Below are 24,368 nucleotides of genomic sequence, written 5' to 3' on the forward strand. Positions count from 1 at the left end.
CCGGTGGCGTCGTGGTGATCGGCCTCGGCCGGTTCGGTACCGCCTTGGCGCTCGAACTTCGAGCGGGACGGCGCCGAGGTGCTGGGCATCGACTCCGACGCGCGCCGGGTGAACAACATGGCCGGTCGGGTCACCCACGTGGTGCAGGCGGACTCCACCGACATCGAGGCGATGCGGCAACTGTCCGTCCAAGATTTCGAACGGGCGGTCATCGCCATCGGAAACAGCCTCGAGGCCAGCGTGCTGACGGCGTTCGTGCTGCGCAATCTCGGGGTCGAGAACATCTGGGCGAAGGCCGCCAGCGAGGCGCAGCGCCAGATCCTGGAGCAGGTCGGCGTGGGTCACGTCGTCCGGCCCGAACAGGACATGGGACGGCGGGTCGCCCACCTGGTGCGGGGCAAGATGCTCGACTACATCGAGTTCGACGACGGGTATGCCATCGTCAAGACCGTTCCACCCAAGTCGATCATGGGGATGCCGCTGGGTAAGTCCGAGGTCCGCAGCAAGCACGGGGTCACGATCGTCGGGATCAAGACGCCCGGTAGCGACTTCACCCACGCCACCCCCTACACCGTGGTGCAGGAAGGTGACCTGGTGATCGTGTCGGGCGCTCGCCGCAAGGTGGAGCTGTTCTCCAACCAGGCCTGAGCTGTCGGGCCTGAACCCGCCCTCGTCCGCGTCGTGGACACGGCACCGCCCGACGCCGGTTCGCCGAGTACCCTGCCCCGCATGGACGCCATTCGCCTCGCAGTGATCGCCGGTGACGGAATCGGCCCCGAAGTTGTCGCCGAGGGCCTGAAGGCCCTGCGCACGGCACTGGACGGCGAGGTGAGTGTCGAGACCACCGATTACGACCTCGGTGCCCGCCGCTGGCACGCCACCGGCGAGACCCTGCCCGAGGGTGCGCTGGCCGAGATCCGTGGGCACGACGCGATCCTGCTCGGTGCCATCGGTGACCCGGGCGTGCCCAGCGGAGTGCTGGAGCGAGGGCTGTTGCTGCGGTTGCGGTTCGAGCTGGACCACTACGTCAACCTGCGTCCCGCCAAGCTGTACCCGGGTGTGGTCTCGCCGCTGGCCAACCCCGGCGACATCGACTTCGTCGTGGTCCGCGAGGGCACCGAGGGTCCGTACACCGGCAACGGGGGCGCGCTGCGGGTCGGTACGCCGCACGAGGTCGCCACCGAAGTCAGCGTCAACACCGCCTTCGGAGCCGAGCGGGTCATCCGGGATGCCTTCGCGCGCGCGGCGAACCGACCCCGGCGTCACCTCACCCTGGTGCACAAGCACAACGTGCTGAGCTTCGCCGGGCACCTGTGGCGGCGCACCGTCGAGCGGGTCGGGCTGGACTTCCCCGAGGTCACCACCGCCTACCAGCACGTCGACGCGGCGACCATCTTCATGGTCAACGACCCGACGCGGTTCGACGTGATCGTCACCGACAACCTGTTCGGCGACATCATCACCGACCTGGCGGCGGCCATCGCCGGCGGGATCGGCCTCGCGGCGTCCGGGAACATCAACCCCGACCGCTCGGTGCCGTCGATGTTCGAGCCGGTGCACGGTTCGGCCCCCGACATCGCCGGGCAGGGCAAGGCCGACCCGACCGCCACCGTGATGTCGGTGGCGATGCTGCTCGAGCACCTGGGCCACGACAAGGCGGCCGCGCGGGTGGAGCAGGCGGTAGCCACCGACCTCGCCGAGCGCGGGTCGGCCGTCCGGACGACCGCGCAGATCGGCGACGCCATCGCCGCCCGCATCTGACGTGACCCCCGAGGAGTTCCCGATGTCTGCCCTGACCTTCGCCGGCAAGCCGTTCCAGATCACCCCGAACCAGAACCCGGCGAGCGCCGAGCGCCGCGCCGAGATCCTGGCGGATCCCGGCTTCGGCAAGCACTTCAGCGACCACATGATCCGCTCGACCTGGACGACGGAGGGTGGCTGGGGCACTGCCGAGCTGCAGCCCTACGGGCCGCTCACACTCGACCCGGCGGCCGCCGTCCTGCACTACGCGCAAGAGATCTTCGAGGGGCTCAAGGCCTACCGGCGCGTCGACGGCAGCATCTGGTCGTTCCGCCCCGAGGCCAACGCGGCACGGATGCAGCGCTCGGCGCGGCGGCTGGCGTTGCCGGAGCTGGCCACGGAGGACTTCCTCGCCGCGCTCGACCTGCTGGTGGCCACGGACGCCGCGTGGGTGCCCGAGAGTGCACCCGGTCAGGAGCGCTCGTACTACCTGCGCCCGTTCATGTATGCCTCCGAGCCGTTCCTGGGGGTGCGTCCGGCGGCGACCATCGAGTTCCTGCTGATCGGCTGCCCGGTCGGGTCGTACTTCTCCGGTGGGGTCAGGCCGGTCTCGATCTGGTTGTCGTCGGCCTACACCCGGGCGGCCCGGGGCGGCACCGGCGAGGCCAAGTGCGGCGGCAACTACGCGGCGTCCCTGGCACCGATGCTCGAGGCCGGCCGGCACGGGTGCGACCAGGTGTGCTTCCTGGACGCTGCCGAGAACCGCTGGGTCGAGGAACTCGGCGGCATGAACCTGTACTTCGTCACCCGGGACGGCCGGCTCATCACCCCCGAGCTGGGCACGATCCTCGAAGGGGTCACCCGCAGCTCGATCCTGACCCTGGCCAAGGGGCTCGGCCTGGACGTCGAGGAGCGCAAGGTCGATATCGCCGAGTGGCGTGACGGCGTGGCGAGCGGTGAGATCACCGAGGTCTTCGCCTGTGGCACCGCGGCGGTGATCACCCCGGTCGGCAAGCTGGTCTGGGACGGCGGCGAGGTCGCCTCGCCCAATCCCGGGGCCGAGGACTCGGTGACGATGCGGCTGCGCCGAACCCTGGTCGACCTGCAGTACGGGCGCACCGAGGATGTCCACGGCTGGATGCGCCGCCTGGTCTGATCACGGCGAGGTGTCGAGCCGACGGGCTCGAGTGAGGCCTCCGACGTGCCGATGGTGCGGGGTATCGATGCCCGAGCGCACCAGATCAGGAGGCCGGCATGGCCGTGGCCACCCGTACCGAAGCCGGTCACGCCATCACCCGGCGCGGCCAGGTGATCGAGTTCGGATTCTGGGGGGTGTGGGGGCCGGCCGAACGTGAGGCGTGGGAGCGTGACCTGACCCGTCACCTGGACCAGGTCGCCCCCGGCTTCCAGCTCCTGGTCGACCTGTCGTCCTACCCGGCGCAGGACGAGGCCACCCAGGCACTGCACAACGGGTGCATGGGCCTCTGTCTGCAGCGAGGCCTCGGCCAGGCGGTGCACGTGGTGCCGAGCCAGGTGATGCGCAGCCAGATGAAACGCACCTCTGACGCCACCCCGGACGCCGCGCGCTTCCGCTACGTCGCCGACCTGGCCGCGGCGCGCCGGGCCGTCGAGGAGTACTCCCGGTCCACGTCGTCCGGTGTGGCGTCGTCGGGACGCGGTTCGGCGCTGGGTGCGCTGTTGCCCGGACCGGCCTCCTCCGGGGAGCCGGGGGGCCGCCGTGCCGGCGCGGCGGCGTCGTCCGGCCTGCGTGCGGGCGTGGTGCTGGGCTGGACCAGCGCTGTGCTGGCCGGCACGGCCGCCGGCTCGTGCGTGGTGCAGGGGCAGTTCGTGACCGCCGGCTGCGCGGCGCTCGCCGGGGTGAGCGCGGTGCTGTCGGCCGGCCGACGCTCGGCGACGACGCCGCCCGACGTCGCCTCGTCCGCCGCCGAGGGGGCGGTGCCGGCCGAGCACCGGACGACCTTGCGCCAGGCAGCCGAGGTCGTCCGGGCGCAGTCCCACCGGGTGCGTGAGGACGGCGCCGTTCTGGCAGGGGTGGCCCACGAGGTGAACGAAGGTGGCCGCCGCGGTGCAGGAGGAGGCCGCGGCGATCGCCGAGCGGCTCGGCGAGGTCTCGGGCGACACCGGCCGGATGGCGGGCTCGATCGCCGAGATCAGTCGGCAGACCTCGCTGGCCCACGAACTCACCGGCGGCGCGGCGCAGCAGACCAGCGCCTCACGGGCCGGGGTGAACGCGCTCGACGAGAGCTCACGCGAGATCGGCAACGTGGTGCTGCTGATCCGCCAGATCGCTGATCAGACGAACATGCTGGCCCTCAACGCGACCATCGAGGCCGCCCGGGCGGGGGAGTCGGGCAAGGGGTTCGCCGTCGTGGCGTCCGAGGTGAAGGAACTGGCCAGCGCGACCAATGCGGCCACCGGGCAGATCGAGGAACGCGTCGGCTCGATCCAGCACGAGGTGCTCGGCACGGTGCAGGCGATCGACTCGATCAGTTCGGTGGTCGAGGAGGTGCAGTCGGCGCAGGATGCCGTCACCCAGGCGCTGTCATCCCAGCAATCGGTGACGGTGGCGATCGAACAGGCCGTGGGAGCGACCACCACCGGGGCGGAGGCATTGGTCGAGCAGATCCGGCGCCTGGTGTTGGCGACCTCCGAGGTCGGTGCGGCGGTGCGTGGAGTCGACGGCGCGGCGTCCGACCTCGACGTCGTGGCCGAGACGCTGGGCCGGCTCGCCGGCGACTGAGGGCGACCTTGGGTGGATGCGCTCGCGCTGTCGACGGGGCAAGCTCGAGGTGCTCGAGCTCTTCAGCGCAGTCGAGGGGGTTCCCGGCGATGACGCACACGCCCTTCCTGGTGATGGGTGACGACGGGTCGGACCAGGCCGACCGTGCGTGGCGGTGGGTCGACGCCCAGGACTGGGACGGCTGGCGGGTCGAGGTGATCACCGCCGACGACGATCCGGCGAAGATCCCCACCACCCCCGAGCTGGCGGCCGCGCGCCCCTGGCTACCACCGACGCCACGTACGCCGGCCGATCCCACCCGGCTCGGCGGGGGAGTACAGCACCTGGTGGCGATCGGCGATCCGCGGTTGGTGCTGCTCGGCTTCCCGGACGCCGAACTGCTGGTGATCGGGGCGCGTGGAGCCGGGCGAATGCCGGTGACCCTGGGCAGCACGGCGGACTCGTTGCTCCACGGGCCGCCCTGCCCGCTGGTGATCGCGCGGGATGACCGGCCGGTGCGCCGGGTGCTGGTGGGTGCCGACGGCTCGGCCGATGCCGAGGCGGCGGCGGCGAGATTTGCCCGCTTGCCCTGGGCCGCCCGGACGAGGGTGCAGGTGCTGAGCGTGGCCGACGGCCGCACCGACCCGGTGGCCTCGTCGTCGGCGATGGTGGCACTCCTGAGCGAGGCGGGTCTCGTGACCGAGGTCGTCCCGACCTCGCGAGGCCGAGAGGACCCCCGCTCCGCCCTCGTCGAGGCAGCACGGTCCGTCGACCTGGTGGTCATGGGCACGCGAGGCGTGGGTGTCGGGCTGGTGCGGCGGTTCCTGGGTGGTTCCGTCGCGACCCATCTCGCCCACCACGCGCCCTGCTCGGTGTTGATCGCCGAGTCGGATCGCCGTCGGGCCTGACACGTCGGCACCGGCAGAGAGCAGGGCTGAGGATGACGAAGCGGCGGCACCTGGCCCAGACCGCTGCGTTGGTGGGCGGCGTGCTGCTGGCGGTCTCGGTCTGGGTGGTGGTCGAGTACTTCGTGATCATCGAGTGCTTCGATGGTGACGGCGGGGCCCCGTACACCGCTCACGACTCACCCCGGGGGGCGCTGTGCCGCGCCGCCGACGGCGCCGTGGTGCGTGCGTTACCGATCCTCTGCCTGGCGCTGGGGATCCTGCTCGGCGCAGCGATCGTCCGGCGGTGGCGCGACCGCCGGCTACCGGCGGCGGCCCTCGCGGTCGTGGTGTTGGCCCCCGCGTTGATCACCGTCGGGATCCCGGCGTTCGTGGCCGCAACCGTCAGCAGTCACTGCTCCGATGACCAGCAGGCGGCCATCGACCGGTGGCGACAGGAGGGCGCCATCGGTTCGGCGCCCTATGACTGCGAGCACTACTAGCCGAAGGATTCGGTTCCGGCAGCGCTGATGTGGTTGACTGCTCCCATCATGACCGCCTTCAGCATCATTATCGGCAGGCGCGTCGGTACCGCCTGAGGAACGTTCCAGGCACCACCGACGCGCAGACCCTTCGCGATTCGCGAGGGGTCTTTTTCGTGCCGATTGCACCGACGGAAGAGAGAACACGATGAGCCCGACCAGCCCCTTGCAGGTCTACGACACGACCCTGCGCGACGGTGCCCAGCAGGAGGGTCTGAGCCTGTCGGTGGCCGACAAGCTCACCATCGCCACCCACCTGGACGATCTGGGCGTCGGCTTCATCGAGGGCGGGTGGCCGGGCGCGATCCCCAAGGACACCGAGTTCTTCCGCCGCGCGGCCGACGAGCTGCGGCTGAAGAACGCTCGGCTCACCGCGTTCGGTGCCACTCGCAAGGCCGGTGTCGTCGCGGCCGACGACCCGCAGGTGCGGGCGTTGCTCGATTCGCTGGCACCGGTGGTGACCCTGGTGGCCAAGAGCGACATCCGCCACGTCGAGCGGGCACTGCGCACCACGGGCGCCGAGAACCTGGCCATGGTGCGCGACACCGTCGCGTTCCTCGTCGGCGAGGGCCGGCGGGTGTTCCTGGACGCCGAGCATTTCTTCGACGGGTACCGGGCCGATGCCGCCTACGCGGTCGAGGTGCTGCGGACGGCGGTCGAGGCCGGCGCCGAGGTGGTCGCGCTGTGCGACACCAACGGCGGCATGCTGCCGGTCGAGATCGCGGACGTCGTGGCTGCGGTGGCCGCCGCCAGCGGTGCGCCGCTGGGGATCCACTGCCACAACGACACCGGCTGCGCCGTGGCGAACTCGCTCGCCGCGGTGGACGCGGGCGTCGTCCAGGTGCAGGGCACCCTGAACGGGTACGGCGAGCGGACCGGCAACGCCGACCTGCTCGCGGTGATCGCCAACCTGGAACTCAAGCTCGGCCGGCAGGTGCTGCCGGCCGGAAAGCTCGCTGAGGCAACGCGTATCGCGCATGCCGTCAGCGAGGTCACGAATGTCCCGCCGTACTCCAGGCAGCCGTATGTCGGTGCGAGCGCCTTTGCCCACAAGGCAGGCCTGCACGCTTCAGCGATCAAGGTTGATCCCGATCTCTATCAGCACGCCGACCCCACGACGGTCGGCAACGACATGCGCATGCTGGTCTCCGACATGGCAGGGCGCGCCTCGATCGAGCTGAAGGGGCGCGAGTTGGGGTACGACCTGGCAGGTCAGGGCGACCTGGTCACTCGGATCACCGAGAGGGTCAAGTCCCTGGAGGCGGCGGGCTACACGTTCGAGGCGGCGGACGCCTCGTTCGAGTTGTTGTTGCGTGAAGAGGCGGACGGCGCGCGCCTGGCCTTCTTCGACGTGGAGAGCTGGCGTGTGATCACCGAGTCGCGTCCGGGCGTCGATGCCCTGAGTGAGGCCACCGTCAAGTTGCTCGCCGGCGGTGCGCGGCAGGTCGCGGTGGGAGAGGGCAACGGCCCGGTGAATGCCCTCGACCAGGCCTTGCGCGGGGCGTTGCTGCCGGTCTACCCGGAGCTGGCCAAGCTGCAGCTGATCGACTTCAAGGTGCGCATCCTGGATGCCTCCTCCGGCACCGACGCGATCACCCGGGTACTGATCGAGACCGCGGACAGCAAGGGCACCTGGACGACGGTCGGCGTCGGCGCGAACATCGTCGAGGCGTCCTGGCAGTCGTTGGTCGACGGCCTCACGTACGGCCTGATGCGCGCCGGAGTCTCCCCCCGCTGACCCCCCAACCTGCCGACCACAAACCTGCTCATGCTCCGCAGGTGACCAACCATGCTCCGCAGGGACCGCCTTGAATAGGTGTATATCGGGCATGCCTGGGAGCATGGCTGGTCACCTGCGGAGCATGAGCCGGTTACTGCTGTGTACTCGGGACGCCGGTCGGTGTGGGTGCGCACCTCGTCGGTGCACGGCCTGTTCCGATGAGGCGAGGGGTCGGCGAGATCAGCGGAAGGGCCGGCATGGTGCCCCCAGACCAGCCGCATCGGAGTGAGTGGCGGCGCGGCAGGCCCTGTCGGCGGATGGAATGTCGCATGATCACGGAATCCTGGTGTCCTCCACCCAAGATCACCGTTAGATCGCAGTTCGCTCCGGCTTGTCCGGTGCAGACTGCGATCTAACGGCGATCATTGACATGGCATGTCGCTCTTACTTGACATGATGTCAGGTAAGATTGACACTCGAATCGTGGTCAAGACGACGGCGGACGGGCGCGTGAACGCGGTGCGTGGGCACCGTCAGCTCGCCGGCCTCACACAGGCTCAACTCGCCACCGCGTGCGAGGTCAGCCGGCAGACCGTCGTGGCAATCGAGGCGGGCGACTACGCCCCCTCGGTCTATCTCGCCTTGCGCCTGGCCACTGTGCTGGGAACGACGGTCGAGACCCTGTTCGCGCCATCAGATGCGGGGGTAGGTCCATGAGCACCTCGACCAAGCGGTCGGCCTTCATGCGGTTGGCCGCGGCAGTGGCCGACTTCGGTGATCCCTTCTATGCCGAGGAGCGCCAGCGGGACGTCTGGAACGAGGCCTCCGCCTTCGGGTTTCAGCTGATCCTGTGGGGTGGTCTCACGCTCGGCGCGGCCATGCTCTGGATCGGCGGCCACGACGCGTTGCCCTACGCCCAGGCGCTCGTGGGGGTCATCGGTCTGGCCGCCGCGATGACCATCGGCTATGCCCGGCGTCTGGGCGTCGAAGCGTCGGGCAACTGGTCGAGGAGCCGAGGGCGCTATCTGCTGCTCGCGCTGGTGATGGGGGCGTTGCTGTCGGGCCTGCTGCGGGCGACCGGCTCCGGCGACGGTCTCGATGGGGATCTGAGCACGATCGCCGGTGCGTTCGTCGGAGCCGCCACGGTGCTGGTCCTGGTGTGGTTGATCGGACGCCGCGTGCTCGGCCGGCGCTCGCCGGATGGAGACGATGAGCTGTGACCACCTCGTCCGGGCGGGGGCCGGTCCGGCGGTTCGCGGCCGCAGCGGCCGATTTCGGCAGGCTGGGCGCGGTGGTGGACCTGTCCCTGGGTGCCCGTCGCGACCGCCTTTCGCCGCGAGCAGGCGCCGGCATGCGGTGAGGATCCACCCGCCGTCCACCCGGGGTTCTGAGCCGGTTCCGACGCTCACACACTCTCGGTGATCATGCAATCCGTGCACGTTTGCCGACACCACGTCGAGATCAGGTAACGAAAATGTGCACGGATTACATGATCACCGAGAGGGTTTGGCCTGGTGGGTGATGTTGGCGGGGTTTGGTGTTGCCAGGGCGCACGGAATCCCGCCGTTGAGGGCGTGCTCGTTCAGACGGTGATGGATTCAGTGGTGGATTCAGTGAGGGCTTCAGTGCCGAGCAGCGCCTCGCAGACCTCGATCAGCCTGGCGCGCAACGGTTCCGCGCGGGCGATCAGCTCACGCTGGCGGACGACGTAGGCCGCCTTGCCCTCGGCGGTCTCGATCGGGATCGGTTCGTATCCCAGGGATCTCACATCGTAGGGCGAGGCCTGCATGTCGAGGGCGCGGGCATCGCGGGCCAGTTCGAAGCAGTCGGCGATCAGCTCGGACGACGTCGCGGGGGCGAGCTTGTAGGCCCACTTGTACAGGTCCATGGTGGCGTGCAGGCACCCCGGCTGCTCGAGCTCGATCTGGCGCTCACGCGTGGGTTGCAGCTCGTTGCGGCCCATCGCATCCGGGGTGAAGAACCGGAACGCATCGAAGTGCGAGCACCGAATCCGATGCGCCTCCACGACCGCGTCGCTGCCGGCCGCGCCCAACCGCAGCGGCGCCGGGTGTCGGCGCTCGTCGTCCGCGCCGTGCTTGTAGACCATTGCCCACTCGTGCAGGCCGAAGCAGCCCAGGTGCGCCGGGCGGGACGCCGTGGCGCGCAACAGGTCCGCGAAGTGTCCCACCGCCTCGCCGCGGCGCGCCAGGAAGGCCGCGACGTCCAGCGACTCGCGCCGGCCGTCGTCCAGGATCAGGGTCACACCCGCGCCCGGATGCCAGCGGCGCAACCGCGCCGGACGCAGCGAGTAGTACGTGAACAGGAAGTCCTCGACGGCGTGCTTCTCGCCCCGGGCACGCCGCGCGAGGTGCGGGCCGACCAGCCGGTCGACGCGGCGCTCGTGGGCGGCCTGTCGCGCCCGCCACAGCGGCGGTGGCAGCTCGTTCACCGCACCAGGCTACGTCGACCGGCTAACCTCACCGCCGTGCGTATCGCGAGATTCACCACGGGTGAGGACTACCGCTTCGCCGTCGTCCAGGAGGCTGGGGACGCCGGTGACGGCATCGAGCAGCTCGCTGTGATCAGCGCTGACCCGCTCATCGCCCCGATCACCTACACCGGCGAGGTGGTGCCGCTGGACGACGCCGTGCGGCTGCTGGCGCCGGTGATCCCGCGCAGCAAGGTGATCGGCATCGGCAAGAACTACGTCGACCACGCTGCCGAGATGGGCAGCGACGTCCCCGAGGAACCGCTGGCCTTCCTGAAGCCGAACACCTCGGTGATCGGCCCGGGCGACCCGGTGGTGCTGCCGCCGCAGAGCGCCGAGGTGCACTACGAGGGTGAACTGGCCGTCGTGATCGGACGCCTGTGCAGGGACGTGCCGCGCGAGCGGGTGGCCGAGGTGATCCTCGGCTACACCTGTGCCAACGACGTCACCGCCCGCGACCTACAGCGCAAGGACGGCCAGTGGTGGCGCGCCAAGGGGTTCGACACGTTCTGCCCGCTCGGCCCCTACCTGGTGACCGGTCTCGATCTGGACACCGCCGGCGATCTGGCGTTGACCACCCGCCGCGACGGTGAGGTGGTGCAGCAGGCGCGCACCTCGCAGATGGTCTTCGACATCGCCACCCTGGTCGTGCACGTCAGCTCGGTCATGACGCTGCTGCCCGGCGACGTGATCCTGACCGGCACCCCGGCGGGGGTCGGTCCGGTCACGGCCGGGCAGCGGGTCGAGGTCGAGATCGAGGGACTGGGCGTGTTGTCGAATCCGATGGTGCGCCGCTGACCCGGTGAGAGCCTCGGCCCTCGCTGGGCCGGCGCTCACACCCCGGCGGTCACACCGCCGGCGGCTCGTGCGCGGTGTCGGCGGCCGTACTCGGCGCGGGTGCCGAGGCGGACGACGGCCGCGTGGACTCGGCGTCCGGCACGTGGCCGTTGGGGGCGTAGGGGTTCGGGACCTGGACCGGTGCGCCGCGGTTCTCCATCTTGGCCTGGACCTTGCCGGCGACCCGGGCGGCGATCATGTCGCCCCGGCCGTCGGGCATGATCAGCCAGGCGGCGAGATAGAGCGGTACGCCGGCGCCACCGAAGATCACCAGGACCGCGGTCACGATGCGAACCAGGGTGACATCGATGCCGAAGTAGTCGGCGAGGCCCGAGCAGACACCGCCCACCACCCGGTTGTCGCTGCGGCTGAGAGTGCGCTGTGCGGAGTTCGTCATGAGTCCAGACTGCGCCCACGAGGCGCGGCTGTCTGTCCGGGACGTCCCTGAGGGACCCCTGAGCCACCCCCGAGAGCCGTCGGGGGGCTCGGCGGTGCTCGGTGGTGTTCGCTGGTGCTCGGTGATGCTGGACCAGGTGAGGGCGTGAGCTGGCCGATACCCTGAGGCCACCATGACCGAGAACCCTGTGAACACCGCGAACTCCGCGAACACCGTGAACACCGACGTCAGCCGCCCCACTGCTGACCCGGCTGCCGCCGCTGCGCCGACCGCTCCGTCCCCGGTCCGCGTCCGGTTCTGCCCCTCACCGACCGGGACGCCGCACGTCGGCCTGATCCGCACCGCGCTGTTCAACTGGGCCTATGCCCGTCACACCGGCGGCACCTTCGTGTTCCGCATCGAGGACACCGACGCCGCTCGGGACAGCGAGGAGTCCTATGCCCAACTGCTCGACGCGCTGCGGTGGCTGGGGCTGGACTGGGACGAGGGCGTCGAGGTGGGTGGCCCCCACGAGCCGTACCGGCAGAGCCTGCGGGGCGAGCTCTACGCCGACGTGCTGGCCCGCCTGGTGGCCGGGGGACACGTCTACGAGTCGTTCTCGAGCCCGGAGGAGATCGAGGCGCGTCACCGCGCCGCAGGGCGTGACCCGAAGATGGGCTACGACAACCACGATCGCGACCTGACCGCCGCCCAGCGCGACGCGTTCCGGGCGCAGGGCCGTGAGCCCGTGCTGCGGCTGCGGATGCCCGCGCAGGACATCACCTTCGACGATCTGGTGCGCGGGCAGGTCACCTTCAAGGCCGGCACGGTGCCCGACTTCGTGGTCGCCCGCGCCGGGGGCCAGCCGCTCTACACCCTGGTCAACCCGGTGGACGACGCCCTGATGGGCATCACCCACGTGCTGCGTGGCGAGGACCTGCTCTCGTCCACGCCACGCCAGATCGCTTTGTACCAGGCGCTGATCGCCATCGGTGTCACCAGCTTCGTGCCCCGCTTCGCCCACCTGCCGATGGTGCTGGGGGAGGGCACGCGCAAGCTGTCCAAGCGCGACCCGCAGTCGAACCTGTTCCATCACCGCGATCGCGGTTTCGTGCCCGAGGGCCTGCTGAACTACCTGGCCCTGCTGGGCTGGGCGATCGCCGAGGACCGCGACATCTTCAGCATGGACGAGATGGCCAAGGCCTTCGACATCGCCGACGTCAACGGCAACCCGGCCCGATTCGACCAGGCCAAGGCCGACGCCATCAACGCCGAGCACCTGCGACGGCTGGAGGCGGCCGACTTCGCCGCGCGACTGGTGCCCTACCTGCACACCGCCGCGCTGCTGAGCACTGCGGACGCTGCCGCGCTCACCGCCCGCGAGCGCGAGATCCTCACCGCCGCAGCCCCGCTGATCCAGACCCGGATCCAGGTGTTGAGCGAGGCGTCCGGCATGCTCGGCTTCCTGTTCACCGCCGACGGTGACCTCGAGATCGCCGACGATGCGCTCGCCCAGGTGACCAAGGACGCCGCCACCTCGGTGGCCGTCCTGGACGCCGCGGCGTCCGCGCTCGGCTCGCTCGCCGCCGCGGACTGGCAGGTCGAGGCCATCGAGGCGGCACTGCGCGGGGCGATCATCGACGGGTTGGGCTTCAAGCCCAAGGTGGCGTTCACCCCGCTGCGCGTCGCGGTCAGTGGGCGCCGGATCTCGCCGCCGCTGTTCGAGTCGATGCAGATCCTGGGCAGCTCCGCGACGCTGGCCCGGTTGGCTGCATTGCGCACCAGGCTGGCCTGAATGAGCCTGCGCGCGCCGGATCCGATCGGCCCACCGTCGGCCGTCGGTTCACCGGCCCCGTGGGTGGCGTTGCCCGCCGGCCCGCCGCAGGCCTGGCTCGCCCGGCCCTACTCGCAGCTGTTGCGGGGGCCGAACCACCGCTGGTGGCGCCCCCTGGTGAGCCTGGCCATCGCCGCCGGGGCCACCTTCGCCGTCCTGGTGCTCTCGTGGGTGGTGACGGCCGCCCTGCTGATGGGGCAGTCGGCCGGGTCCGACGGGTCCGGCGCGGCGCCCTCGGACGCCGAGTACGACCGGTGGGCCATCTCGCCCACCGGCGTGCTGGTGACCAATCTGGTGCTGGCGGCCCTGATCGTGGTGGCCCAGGCTGCCGTCTGGGGCGGTCATGGGTGGCGGCCGAGGTGGCTCGCCTCGGTCACCGGCGGCGTCCGGTGGGCCTGGTTGGTGACCAGCTACCTGGTCAGTCTGCTCGTCCTGGTGATCGCCGATGCACTGTTGCTGGCCCTCGACGGTGACCTGACCTGGCAGCCGGAGAGCCAGGCGGGCCTCTACGCGGTGATCGTGATCACGACCACGCCCCTTCAGGCTGCCGGTGAGGAGTACCTCTTCCGCGGCTGGTTGACGCAGGCCATCGGCGCCTGGATCCCGCGGGCCGAGGTGGGCGCGATCGTGGCGGCCCTCGTCTCGGGCACCCTGTTCGCCCTGGCCCACGGCCAGCAGGACCCCTGGCTGTTCGCCGACCGGTTCGTGTTCGGATTGGCGGCCTCGTGGCTGGTCTGGCGCACCGGGGGGCTGGAGGCCTCGATCGCGATGCACGGCGCGAACAACGTGATCGCCTTCGCCTACTCGGTGGGCAGCGGTCACCTGGAGGAGATGCTCGACGCCACGACGTCGACCCCGGAATCGTTCGTCGCCGACCTGGTGCTGATGGTGCTGACCGCCGTGGTGCTCGACCGACTCGCCCGTCGCCGGGCGGTGCCGCGGCTGTTCCACCCCCCGATGCGGGCCTGGTGATCGCGTGACCACTCCCGTGACCACCCGGTGACCACCCGGTGACCGGCAGCCGGCCGCCGTCACCCGACCGGGCGGGGGTGCTGCTGGATCTCGACGACACCCTGGTCGACACCCGGTATGCCTTCGGACGGGCGATCAGCGCGATCGTGGCCACCTGGTTGCCTCATCTGGACGCCGAGGGTGAGGCGGCCGCGTTGCAGCACTGGGTGCGCGACGCCGGAGGGCACTTCCGGGCGTACACCCGCGGTGAGTCGAGCTTCGCCGAGCAACGGCATCGCCGCGCGGTGGCCTTACATGCGGCCTTCGACGGCCCCACGCTCTCGGTCGCCGACCAACATCGCTGGAGCGAGGCCTACGACGTGGCCTTCCGTGAGGCCTGGCGGCTCTTCCCCGACGCCGTGCCGCTGCTGGAGCGCCTGGAGCTCCTGGGCCTGCCCTACGGGCTGGTGACCAATGCCGGCGCCGCCTATCAACGCGACAAGCTGCAACGGGTCGGTCTGGCGGATCGGTTCGAGGTGATGGTCGCCGTCGACGACCTGGGCGTCGGGAAGCCCGATCCCCGGGTGTTCCACCTGGCGTGTGAGCGTCTCGGGGTCAGCCCGGGCCGCAGCCTGTATCTGGGGGACGAACCGGACGCCGACGCGCGCGGTGCCCGGGCGGCCGGCCTGGTCGGGGTGTGGCTCGACCGCAGCTGGGGAGGCCGGGGTGACCGGGACGGCCAGCCCACCCCGGACGACGTGCCGGTGGTCGGTTCACTGCTCGAGCTCGCCGATCTGCTGGACGCCGGCGCGTTCCCCACCCTGGTGAGGATCTGATTTGGGCGAGGGACGGCGGCCCGGTACAGTCGTGCGGCGGGTCTCGAGCGGTGCCGTGGTGCCGGACGAGATACCCCCATGGGGTATGGTGTAATTGGCAGCACGACTGATTCTGGTTCAGTTAGTCTAGGTTCGAGTCCTGGTACCCCAGCGGCCCCGTTGTGTAGTGGCCTAGCACGCCGCCCTCTCAAGGCGGTAGCGCGGGTTCGAATCCCGTCGGGGCTACATGAGACAGGCCCCCGGTCATCGACCGGGGGCCTGTCGCTTTTGTCACTCACCCCCTGCCCAAGGCCGTGGTGAGAGCGGTAGGTTGCCCGGCGGGTCGCCCGGGCGTCCCGACGGGTGGCGGGCCAGGACGCAGGAGGCACACATGACGCGGGGACGACGCATGCTCGGCGTGATCGCGGCGACGGTGGTGGCCCTGTTCGTGCCATCGTCCGCGCTGGCCGCACCGGCACAGTTCGACGAGTACTACGTCTACTTCGACACCGGGCCGAAGTGGCAGCCCTACGCGCACACCAGCTGGGTGCCCCAGGGCCTGACCAAGCTCGACGAGAACACGTTGATCATCTCGTACTACGACCACTACGAGTCGGCGAGGTCGATCGTGGCGCTGATGGACCGGGCCACCGGCACCTGGCTGCGCACCTATCCGCTGGACATCACGGGCCATGTCGGAGGGATCGCCATGACCTCTGGCCATCTCTGGGTCGCCGACGGCACCAGAATGCGGCGCTATCCCCGTTCGCAGCTGAGCCGCACCGGTGGCACCCCGCTGTCGGCGACGGCGTCCTTTCCGGTCGCGGCCAGCTCGTACGCGTTTGCCGATGGCGAGACGCTGTGGGTCGGACACTTCAATCCGGACGCGCGCGACTACATGTACAGCTACCCGGTGGTGGGCGGGAGCCTGCCCACAAAATGGGTCGACCGGGTGTACACGCCCTCGCGGGTTCAGGGGGTCATCCTGTTCGGCAACCGCATCGTGTGGAGCCAGTCCTACGGGCGCGACAACGACAGCCAGCTGATCTACTGGCCGCGCACGAAGGTCTACAACGGCAGCTCGGCGATCGGGCGCTGGCTGGTCGCGCCCAACATGTCCCAGGGCCTGGTGATGGCCGGTGGCCGGGTGCAGGTCATCTTCGAGTCCTGTTCATCGGCCTACGACGGCACCGTGGACGGCAATGCCGCGGACTACATCGTCTGCAGCGTCCACCACGGACCGTTCCTGTCGCTGCCCTGACGTCGTGCTGGCTGGCGCCGAGACTGTCGGGATCATCCGATCCGTGCAGGGCCGAGGTCCCGCACGGGGTACCGAGGCCGGTGCCAGCGTGAGGCCCATGCGCAGATTCGGGCTGTTCCTGGTGTTGACGGGTCTGCTGTTCGGCCCTGCCCCGACCGCCTCTGCGGTGACCTCGGCGATGACCACGTCGATGACCATGGCGTCGGCGTCGGCGTCGGTGCGGGTCGCGGTGCTGCCCCGTCGGGTGGTGGCCGATCCGGGATTCCGCCGGACGACGTCCGGGGATGTCCTGCGCCCGGCTCGCTTCACGAGCGTGGTGACCCTGGACGTCCCGGCCGCGACCACCTCACGGGGCAGTGTCGTCCTGGCGACGCAGCTCCGCGTCGAGGTGCCGATCAGGATCGCGCTCTCGGTGCGCGCCTGGTGCGCGGCGCCGTCCGCGGTCGGCACCGCCCCCGGACGGCGCGCGCTGCCCGATGTCCTGGTGATCGGGCAGAACCCCGTGCCGGGCAACGGGTCCACCCAGGTCGCCTCGCGGGTGCTGACAGGGCGTGCGGTGGTCTCGGTGACCCCGGGGCGCGCGGTGCGCTGCCTGCTGCAGGTCTCGCCGCGCACGGAGTCGACGTCGTCGTCGTGGCTGCGGATCACCTCGGGCACCCTCGGTGCCACGGCCGCCCGGGTGGTGGCGCGCGCCGCGCAACGCCCTGCGGTGCTGGTGGGCGGTCCCGGGGCGCCGGGGGTCCCCGTGGGCCAGCAGGCCGCTGCGGTGGCCCTGGTGGCCGCGCTGCGGCCGGTCACGACCGCTGCACGGTTGCGGCTCGAGGGCGAGGCCGAGCTGACGACCTGTGCCCTCGGCTACCACCTGTGCGGGCGGGGAGGCGCTGCGACATCCGTGGTCGAGGTGGCGCTGGTGGCGCAGGACATCGAGGCCTCCGGCCGGGTCTGTGCGACGTGGCGGGGCAGCGCGCGATCGGTGACCATCACCCCGGCCGTGCACCACGTGAAGGTGATCGCGCCGGCGCTCGGTCTGCCCAGCCGGTGCGGCGCCGCCGTCCGGGGCTGGTTGCAGGTGCGGCATCGTGGGGGGAACGCGGTCGAGGTCGAGCCGGTGCTGTTGCCCGCGGGACAGCCGCGCGGGGTGCAGACCCACACCTGGATGCAGCCGGTGGCCGGCTGACCGACCGGCCTCGAACCGGCCTCGAACCGGCGGCGGTCGGCTGCTGGTCGGGTGGTGGTTCGGGTGGTGGCTCAGGTCGCCGAGCGCAGCACCGCGGTCAACTGGGCGGCAGCCGAGACCACGGCGGCGGCGTGCTGTCGGCCGGGCTGGCGGGTGAACCGCTCGATCGGGCCCGAGATCGACACGGCCGCGACCACCCGACCCGAGGGGCCGCGCACCGGGGCGGACACCGAGGCGACACCTGCCTCGCGCTCGCTGAGGGACTGTGCCCAGCCACGACGACGCACCCCGGACAGCGTGGTCGCCGTGAACCGCGCGCCGTGCAGGCCACGGTGCAACCGGTCGGGTTCCTCCCAGGCGAGCAGGACCTGGGCCGCCGAGCCCGCCAGCATCGACAGCGACGAACCCACCGGGATCGAGTCCCGCAGGCCCATCGGACGCTCGGCCGCGGCGACGCACACCCGGGCATCGCCCTGGCGGCGGTAGAGCTGAGCCGATTCCCCGGTGTGGTCGCGTAGGGCGGTCAGCACCGGCCCGGCGGCGGCGAGCAGCCGGTCCTCACCCGCGGCGGAGGCCAGCTCGGCCAACCGGGGCCCGAGGATGAACCGCCCCTGCAGATCACGGGAGACCAGTCGGTGGTGTTCCAACGCCACGGCCAGCCGGTGGGCGGTCGGGCGGGCCAGCCCGGTGGCCGAGACCAGTTGTGCCAGAGAGCACGGGCCCGCCTCGAGCGCCCCCAGGACGACGGCCGCCTTGTCGAGGACGCCGACTCCGCTGCCGGACCGGTCGAGGCCGTCGGCTGGCAGGGGAGCAGTGGCGGAGTCCATAAGGTGATACTCGCGTCTCGATGCGTGAGACGCAAGCGCACGACACCCGATCGGAGGAGCACGCTGTGTCGAGCAGCACACCCGACGATCGATCGCAGGAGGGTCCAGGCGTGGGACGCACATTGGCACAGAAGGTCTGGGACGCGCACGTCGTCCGCACCGGCGGCGGGGCAGAGCCGGATCTGCTCTACATCGACCTTCACCTGATTCACGAGGTGACCAGCCCGCAGGCCTTCGACGGGCTGCGGTTGGCCGGTCGTCCGGTGCGCCGTCCCGACCTGACGCTGGCCACGGAGGACCACAACGTCCCGACCACGAACATCGACCAACCGATCGCAGACCCGGTGAGCCGCACGCAGATCGAGACGCTGCGGGCCAACTGTGCAGAGTTCGGTGTTCGGCTGCACGCGCTGGGTGATGTCGAACAGGGCATCGTGCACGTGGTCGGTCCTCAACTGGGACTGACCCAACCGGGCATGACGGTCGTGTGCGGCGACTCGCACACCTCGACCCACGGTGCCTTCGGGGCGCTGGCCTTCGGCATCGGTACCAGCGAGGTCGAGCACGTGATGGCCACGCAGACGTTGCCGCTCAAGCCGTTCAAGACCATGGCCGTCACCGTCGACGGCACGCTGCCGGAGGGCGCCACCGCCAAGGACATCATCCTCGCGGTGATCGCGCGGATCGGAACCGGTGGCGGGCAGGGCTATGTGATCGAGTACCGCGGCGAGGCGATTCGTGCCCTGTCGATGGAGGCTCGGATGACGGTGTGCAACATGTCGATCGAGGCCGGCGCCCGCGCCGGGATGATCGCCCCCGACCAGACCACCTTCGACTACCTGCAGGGCCGCCCGCATGCCCCCTCCGGCGCCGACTGGCAGGCCGCCGTGGCGGATTGGTCGCAGCTGCACACCGACCCCGACGCCACCTTCGACGCCGAGGTGGTGCTGGACGCCGCCGAGCTCGAGCCCTTCGTCACCTGGGGAACCAATCCGGGGCAGGGGCTTCCGTTGTCGGCTCGGGTTCCCGACCCGGCAGCGATGGACGACGAGAGTGCGCGCACGGCGGCCGAGCGGGCCTTGGCGTACATGGGCCTGACCCCGGGAACCCCCTTGCGGGACGTGGCCGTGGACACCGTGTTCATCGGCTCGTGCACCAACGGCCGGATCGAGGACCTGCGTGCCGCGGCGGCCGTGGTCCAGGGCCGGGTCAAGGCCGACAGCCTTCGCGTGCTGGTGGTGCCCGGTTCGGAACGCGTACGTCAGCAGGCCGAGGCGGAAGGTCTGGACAAGGTGTTCCGTGACTTCGGGGCCGAGTGGCGCAACGCCGGGTGCTCGATGTGCCTGGGCATGAACCCCGATCAGTTGGCGCCGCAGGAGCGGTCGGCGTCGACCTCCAACCGCAACTTCGAGGGACGACAGGGCAAGGGCGGTCGCACCCACCTGGTCTCGCCACTGGTGGCAGCGGCCACCGCCGTGCGGGGCACGTTGTCGAGCCCGGCCGATCTCGCCCCCGTCTCGCACCCCTGAGCGCGTCCCAACCCCCGCTGACGAGAGTATTTGGAGACCTGTGATGGAGAAGTTCGTCTCGCACACCGGGATCGGCGTGCCGTTGCGGCGCTCGAACGTCGACACCGACCAGATCATCCCCGCGGTGTACCTCAAGCGCGTCACCCGCACCGGATTCGAGGACGGCCTGTTCGCCGCATGGCGCAACGACCCCGGATTCGTGCTGAACCAGGAGGCATTCCGGGCAGGTTCGGTGCTGGTCGCCGGGCCGGACTTCGGCACCGGATCCTCCCGGGAGCACGCCGTCTGGGCGCTTCGCGACTACGGCTTCCAGGTCGTGCTCTCGTCGCGCTTCGCCGACATCTTCCGTGGCAATTCGGGCAAGCAGGGGCTACTCACGGCCGTCGTCGATCAGGCGGACATCGAGCGCATCTGGGCCGTGCTGGAGGGGGTTCCGGGCACCTCGATCACCGTCGACCTGGCGGCGCGAACTGCCACCGTCCAGGCGGTCGACGGCCCCTTCACCGTGCCGTTCGAGGTCGACGACTACACCCGCTGGCGCCTGATGGAGGGTCTGGACGACATCGGGCTGACCCTGCAACACGTCGACGCGATAGGAAGTTTCGAAGCTGCTCGGCCGCAGTGGCTGCCGGCCACCCTGCCGGTTCGCTGAGGTACATTTCGGGCGACCCGCCCCAGGGTGGTGGCTCCCCCCGGGGCGGCGTCCGACGGTGAAATCGGCTGTGCCGCAAGGCAAGAGCATCCGAGCGACTGAGGTTTTCGGGCCAGGCCGGGCCGCTCGGCCCGGGGCGGCCGAGGCGCCTTCGAGGCCCCCGGGGGCCTCGAAAAGAGCGGGTAATCGTTACGACACAAGGGCTCAGGGTCTTGACGATGTTGGACGATTCATGCTTTGGCGGAATACCGTCATCTCTCGAGGTCGAGCACCGCGCTCGACACCGTGTACCGGAGGACATCTGTGAACAAGGCAGAACTCGTCGCGGCGCTCGAAGGGCGTCTCGGCAGCAGGAAAGCCGCGGCAGACGCGATCGAAGCGATCGTCGACACCGTGACGCGTGCCGTTGCACGCGGCGAGAAGGTTGCCATCTCGGGCTTCGGGTCGTTCGAGAAGACCGTGCGTGGCCCCCGAGTCGGACGCAACCCGCGTACCGGCGCCACTGTCAAGATCAAGAAGACGTCGGTGCCCCGGTTCAAGCCGGGCACCGCGTTCAAGATGTATGTCGCCGACCCGAAGTCGCTGCCGAAGGTGGCCGCCGTCTCGGCGACCACGGCTGCTCGCAGCGCCGCTCGGGCGGCAACCGTTGCGGCCACCAGCCGCGTGGCCAAGGTGGCTTCGGCCGCCAAGGCTCCGGCGAAGACCGCGGCCAAGGCGGCTCCGGTCCGCGCTGCTGCCAAGGCTCCGGCCAAGGCCGCGGCGACCCGTACCGCGGCCAAGGCTCCGGCGAAGACCGCGGCCAAGGCGGCTCCGGTTCGCGCTGCTGCCAAGGCCCCGGCCAAGGCTGCTGCCAAGGCTCCGGCGAAGGTGGCCGCCACCCGCACCGCGGCCAAGGCCCCGGCGAAGGTGGCCGCGACCCGCACTGCCGCCAAGGCTCCGGCCAAGGCTGCGGCCACCCGGGCCGTCAAGGCGGCTCCGGCCAAGGCGGCCGTCAAGGCCACCCCGGCTCGGGCGGCTGCCAAGGCTCCGGCGAAGGCTGCTGCCAAGGCCCCGGCGAAGGCTGCGGCCAAGGCCCCGGCGAAGGCTGCGGCCAAGGCTCCGGCGAAGGCGCCTGCCAAGCGCACGGTGACGGCGGCCAAGACCCCGGCACGGCGCACGGCGGCCAAGAAGGCCTGAACCACAGGCCGCATCGCACGACGCACCCCTGAACGGCGGGTCGCCTCTTTGGAGGCGGCCCGCCGTCTGCGTCACCATGGGCACATGAGTGATCAGGTGCATCGCGACGACGACGTGCTCACCGTCCACGGCGGAACGCCGTTGCGCGGCATCATCACGGTGCGCGGAGCGAAGAACTTCGTCTCGAAGGCGATGGTGGCCTCGCTGCTCGGCGAGGAACCGAGCCGGTTGGGCAACGTCCCCGAGATCCGCGACGTCACCGTGGTCACCGGTTTGCTGGAACTGCACGGTGTTCAGGTCTCACACGCCGGGTCGCCGGCCGAGCTGGAGCTCGATCCGAGCAACGTCGAGCTGGCCCATGTCGCCGACATCGACGCCCACGCCGGGTCCAGCCGCATCCCGATCCTGTTCTGCGGCCCGCTGCTGCACCGGCTGGGCGAGGCGTTCATCCCGGATCTGGGTGGGTGCCGCATCGGTGACCGCCCGATCGACTACCACCTCGAGGTGCTGCGCCAGTTCGGCGCCGTGGTCGAGAAGCAGCCGCACGGCATCGCGTTGTCGGCGCCGCAGCGCCTGCGCGGCACCAAACTCCAGCTGCCCTACCCGAGTGTGGGCACCACCGAGCAGGTGCTGCTCACCGCGGTCCGGGCCGAGGGCGTGACCGAGCTGCGCAACGCGGCCATCGAGCCCGAGATCATGGACCTGATCGCCGTCCTGCAGAAGATGGGCGCGATCATCAGCGTCGACACCGACCGGGTCATCAAGGTCGAAGGGGTCGACCGGCTCGGCGGTTTCACCCACCGAGCACTGCCCGACCGGATCGAGGCCGCCAGCTGGGCCTGTGCCGCACTCGCCACGGGGGGTGACATCACGGTCAAGGGCGCCCGGCAACTCGAGATGATGACCTTCCTGAACGTGTTCCGCAAAGTCGGTGGCGCGCTGGACATCGCCGATGACGGCATCCGGTTCTCCCACCCCGGTGGCAGCCTGAACTCACTGGTGATCGAGACCGCGGTGCACCCCGGGTTCATGACCGACTGGCAACAACCGCTGGTGGTCGCCCTGACCCAGGCCGAGGGGCTGTCCATCGTCCACGAGACGGTCTACGAGAACCGGTTCGGCTTCACCCGGGCACTACGCGACATGGGGGCGCAGATTCAGCTCTACCGAGAGTGCCTGGGCGGCCTGCCGTGTCGGTTCGGGCAGCGCAACTTCCGACACTCTGCGGTGGTCAGTGGGCCGACCCCGTTGCACGGCGCCGACATCGAGGTGCCCGATCTGCGGGGTGGGTTCAGTCACCTGCTGGCGGCACTGGCCGCCGAGGGGACCTCGCGAGTGAGCGGTATCGGTCTGATCGACCGTGGCTACGAGCACTTTCAGAGCAAGCTCGATGCCCTGGGCGCCAAGTACGACCGCTGAGACGAGTGCGCGATGACACCGCGAACCTGTAGCCGATCCCTCATGTCGTGAACGCTGCGGCCGAACTCGGCGATCCAGAGGGCATCGCCACGTACCGGGAGTGGCGAGGCGTCGCCGCGGACGACGTCCGGTGCCTGTGGGCGGCGCCGGCCTCGGCCGGTCCGCAGCCGGTGGTGCCGGACGGCTGCCTGGACCTCATCTGGCGACACGGGCAGCTGTTCGTCGCCGGTCCGGACACCCAGCTCGTCGTGGTGCCGCAGGGCGGACCGACCGTGGGGGTGAGGTTCCGGCCTGGACGAGCGGGTGCCGCCCTCGGCCTCTCGCCCAGGGATCTGCTCGATGAGCGCGCCCCGCTCGCCGACCTCTGGGGACTGGATGCCGAACGCCTGCACGAGCAGTTGATCCAGTCCGCAGATGCGGTCTCGGCTGCGCAGCACATCGCGAACGCGGTGGCCTTCCGTCTCTCGTGCACACGCGGGTCCAGCCCCTGCCCGGACCCCATTGCCGCCGAGGCGGTGCGTCGGATCGAGGGCGCGCAGGGTCGGGTACGGGTGAGCCTGCTGGCGGCCGAGCTGCAGATCGGCGAACGTCAACTGCGCGAACGGGTCACCACACAGGTCGGGTACGGCCCGAAGATGTTCGCCCGCGTGGTCCGGTTGCAGGCCGCGTTGCGCGCCCTGCACCGTGAACCCGCCGACCTTGCCGACCTTGCCGACCTTGCCGACCTTGCCCAGGCCACGGGCTTCGCCGACCAGGCTCACCTCACGCGCGAGGTGCACGCAATGACCGGGCTCACTCCAGGTGAGCACCGGGCCGAAATCTTCAAGACACCGTCTCTAGGGTCGACGACATGAAGGTTCTCTTCGTCTCCGGCATTGCGCCGATCGTCGCCGATCCACCGACCGGCCAACGCCTGTTCAGCACCGACCTCGGGCTGCACCTCACGGCTGATCCGGACTACCCCTCAACGGACGAACTGTCCGGAGTGAAGCACTTCGGTGTCTGGTCCCTGACCGGCGCCGCGCAGGCGTGCTTCGGTACCGACGCATGGCCGACCGACCGGCCCCGCCCGCAGGCCACCGTCGAATTCGAGGTGGACGACGTGGACGCGGCGGCCGCCGAACTGCTCGCCGCCGGGCACGATCTGATCAGCCCGGTGAAGACCGAGCCGTGGGGTCAGCGTCTGGCTCGCCTTCAGACCGCCGACGGCCTGCTGATCGCGGTGACCCACACCCCGTGGATGCGTGGCTCGCCCTGAGGGCCGCTGTGCGGATTGAGCTCTGGAGCTGGACCACGATCCGGCTGAGTTTGGGCAGCTGCGTCACGATCACTGTCACGGATCACCGTCCTGGGGTCGGGGTCACTGACTTGCTGCTACACCACCAGGACAGTGCCATGCA

The 24,368-nt window shown here is 70.4% G+C and carries 24 protein-coding genes, 2 tRNA genes and 1 pseudogene; 24 read left to right on the forward strand and 3 right to left on the reverse strand.

Features of this window, described 5'->3' with window-relative positions; translation table 11 throughout:
• Positions 1-14 precede the first annotated feature (14 nt).
• The 10 genes and pseudogenes from IPK24_11750 (at position 15) to IPK24_11795 (ending at position 8,846) form a co-directional block, all read left to right on the forward strand.
• Positions 15-648, forward strand: a pseudogene (locus IPK24_11750) (TrkA family potassium uptake protein).
• Positions 649-729: 81 nt separating this feature from the next.
• A complete protein-coding gene (locus IPK24_11755) occupies positions 730-1,761 on the forward strand; it encodes a 3-isopropylmalate dehydrogenase (protein MBK8076210.1) in 1,032 nt (343 codons plus the stop codon).
• A gap of 22 nt (positions 1,762-1,783) precedes the next feature.
• Positions 1,784-2,896 carry a branched-chain amino acid aminotransferase gene (locus IPK24_11760; GenBank protein MBK8076211.1) on the forward strand — a complete coding sequence of 371 codons (1,113 nt, stop codon included), beginning with the start codon at positions 1,784-1,786 and terminating at the stop codon, positions 2,894-2,896.
• Positions 2,897-2,994: 98 nt separating this feature from the next.
• Positions 2,995-4,053 carry a hypothetical protein gene (locus tag IPK24_11765; GenBank protein MBK8076212.1) on the forward strand — a complete coding sequence of 353 codons (1,059 nt, stop codon included), beginning with the start codon at positions 2,995-2,997 and terminating at the stop codon, positions 4,051-4,053.
• Entirely contained in the window at positions 3,986-4,501 is a 516-nt protein-coding gene (locus IPK24_11770) for a chemotaxis protein (protein ID MBK8076213.1), read from the forward strand. Before IPK24_11765 ends, IPK24_11770 begins: the two co-directional genes overlap by 68 nt.
• 89 nt (positions 4,502-4,590) lie before the next feature.
• Entirely contained in the window at positions 4,591-5,388 is a 798-nt protein-coding gene (locus tag IPK24_11775; GenBank protein ID MBK8076214.1) for a universal stress protein, read from the forward strand.
• Positions 5,389-5,420: 32 nt separating this feature from the next.
• The gene (locus IPK24_11780; GenBank protein ID MBK8076215.1) at positions 5,421-5,867 is read left to right on the forward strand and encodes a hypothetical protein; all 447 of its coding nucleotides are present in this window, start codon (positions 5,421-5,423) and stop codon (positions 5,865-5,867) included.
• Positions 5,868-6,054: 187 nt separating this feature from the next.
• The gene (locus tag IPK24_11785) at positions 6,055-7,644 is read left to right on the forward strand and encodes a citramalate synthase (GenBank protein MBK8076216.1); all 1,590 of its coding nucleotides are present in this window, start codon (positions 6,055-6,057) and stop codon (positions 7,642-7,644) included.
• A gap of 438 nt (positions 7,645-8,082) precedes the next feature.
• The gene (locus IPK24_11790; GenBank protein ID MBK8076217.1) at positions 8,083-8,343 is read left to right on the forward strand and encodes a helix-turn-helix transcriptional regulator; all 261 of its coding nucleotides are present in this window, start codon (positions 8,083-8,085) and stop codon (positions 8,341-8,343) included.
• On the forward strand, positions 8,340-8,846 hold the full coding sequence (locus IPK24_11795; protein MBK8076218.1) for a hypothetical protein: 507 nt from the start codon (positions 8,340-8,342) through the stop codon (positions 8,844-8,846). Before IPK24_11790 ends, IPK24_11795 begins: the two co-directional genes overlap by 4 nt.
• A gap of 362 nt (positions 8,847-9,208) precedes the next feature.
• Here IPK24_11795 and IPK24_11800 read toward each other — a convergent pair whose 3' ends face one another.
• Complete coding sequence (locus IPK24_11800) at positions 9,209-10,075, reverse strand: 3-methyladenine DNA glycosylase (protein MBK8076219.1); 867 nt, start codon at positions 10,073-10,075, stop codon at positions 9,209-9,211.
• 36 nt (positions 10,076-10,111) lie between these two features.
• Here IPK24_11800 and IPK24_11805 point away from each other — a divergent pair, with 36 nt between their 5' ends.
• Positions 10,112-10,912, forward strand: coding sequence for a fumarylacetoacetate hydrolase family protein (locus tag IPK24_11805; GenBank protein MBK8076220.1), 801 nt, complete (start codon positions 10,112-10,114; stop codon positions 10,910-10,912).
• Positions 10,913-10,961: 49 nt separating this feature from the next.
• Here the strand turns inward: IPK24_11805 and IPK24_11810 are convergent, their stop codons facing one another.
• Positions 10,962-11,348 carry a PspC domain-containing protein gene (locus IPK24_11810; protein MBK8076221.1) on the reverse strand — a complete coding sequence of 129 codons (387 nt, stop codon included), beginning with the start codon at positions 11,346-11,348 and terminating at the stop codon, positions 10,962-10,964.
• A 172-nt stretch (positions 11,349-11,520) separates the two neighbouring features.
• Between IPK24_11810 and IPK24_11815 the strand changes: the two genes are divergently transcribed.
• From IPK24_11815 to IPK24_11845, 7 genes are all read left to right on the forward strand, one after another.
• A complete protein-coding gene (locus tag IPK24_11815) occupies positions 11,521-13,122 on the forward strand; it encodes a glutamate--tRNA ligase (protein MBK8076222.1) in 1,602 nt (533 codons plus the stop codon).
• Positions 13,123-14,133 carry a CPBP family intramembrane metalloprotease gene (locus IPK24_11820; GenBank protein ID MBK8076223.1) on the forward strand — a complete coding sequence of 337 codons (1,011 nt, stop codon included), beginning with the start codon at positions 13,123-13,125 and terminating at the stop codon, positions 14,131-14,133.
• Between the two features lie 38 nt (positions 14,134-14,171).
• On the forward strand, positions 14,172-14,948 hold the full coding sequence (locus IPK24_11825) for an HAD-IA family hydrolase (protein MBK8076224.1): 777 nt from the start codon (positions 14,172-14,174) through the stop codon (positions 14,946-14,948).
• Positions 14,949-15,027: 79 nt separating this feature from the next.
• Positions 15,028-15,099, forward strand: a tRNA-Gln gene (locus IPK24_11830).
• Between the two features lies 1 nt (position 15,100).
• A tRNA-Glu gene (locus tag IPK24_11835) sits at positions 15,101-15,173 on the forward strand.
• 145 nt (positions 15,174-15,318) lie between these two features.
• A complete protein-coding gene (locus IPK24_11840; protein ID MBK8076225.1) occupies positions 15,319-16,188 on the forward strand; it encodes a hypothetical protein in 870 nt (289 codons plus the stop codon).
• 97 nt (positions 16,189-16,285) lie between these two features.
• Positions 16,286-17,365, forward strand: coding sequence for a hypothetical protein (locus IPK24_11845; protein ID MBK8076226.1), 1,080 nt, complete (start codon positions 16,286-16,288; stop codon positions 17,363-17,365).
• A gap of 71 nt (positions 17,366-17,436) precedes the next feature.
• Here IPK24_11845 and IPK24_11850 read toward each other — a convergent pair whose 3' ends face one another.
• Positions 17,437-18,192 (reverse strand): IclR family transcriptional regulator, encoded by a 756-nt coding sequence (locus IPK24_11850; GenBank protein ID MBK8076227.1) that lies wholly within the window; start codon positions 18,190-18,192, stop codon positions 17,437-17,439.
• A 20-nt stretch (positions 18,193-18,212) separates the two neighbouring features.
• Between IPK24_11850 and leuC the strand changes: the two genes are divergently transcribed.
• From leuC to IPK24_11880, 6 genes are all read left to right on the forward strand, one after another.
• The gene (leuC, locus tag IPK24_11855; protein ID MBK8076228.1) at positions 18,213-19,721 is read left to right on the forward strand and encodes a 3-isopropylmalate dehydratase large subunit; all 1,509 of its coding nucleotides are present in this window, start codon (positions 18,213-18,215) and stop codon (positions 19,719-19,721) included.
• Between the two features lie 43 nt (positions 19,722-19,764).
• Positions 19,765-20,373, forward strand: coding sequence for a 3-isopropylmalate dehydratase small subunit (gene leuD / locus IPK24_11860; protein ID MBK8076229.1), 609 nt, complete (start codon positions 19,765-19,767; stop codon positions 20,371-20,373).
• Positions 20,374-20,676: 303 nt separating this feature from the next.
• Positions 20,677-21,549: an HU family DNA-binding protein gene (locus IPK24_11865; protein ID MBK8076230.1), complete on the forward strand. Its 873-nt coding sequence runs from the start codon at positions 20,677-20,679 to the stop codon at positions 21,547-21,549.
• A gap of 84 nt (positions 21,550-21,633) precedes the next feature.
• Complete coding sequence (gene murA / locus IPK24_11870; GenBank protein ID MBK8076231.1) at positions 21,634-22,968, forward strand: UDP-N-acetylglucosamine 1-carboxyvinyltransferase; 1,335 nt, start codon at positions 21,634-21,636, stop codon at positions 22,966-22,968.
• A gap of 47 nt (positions 22,969-23,015) precedes the next feature.
• Positions 23,016-23,822: an AraC family transcriptional regulator gene (locus IPK24_11875; GenBank protein ID MBK8076232.1), complete on the forward strand. Its 807-nt coding sequence runs from the start codon at positions 23,016-23,018 to the stop codon at positions 23,820-23,822.
• Positions 23,819-24,226, forward strand: coding sequence for a glyoxalase (locus IPK24_11880; GenBank protein ID MBK8076233.1), 408 nt, complete (start codon positions 23,819-23,821; stop codon positions 24,224-24,226). Before IPK24_11875 ends, IPK24_11880 begins: the two co-directional genes overlap by 4 nt.
• Positions 24,227-24,368 lie beyond the last annotated feature (142 nt).

This window comes from Kineosporiaceae bacterium (assembly GCA_016713225.1).
Lineage (GTDB): Bacteria > Actinomycetota > Actinomycetes > Actinomycetales > Kineosporiaceae > JADJPO01.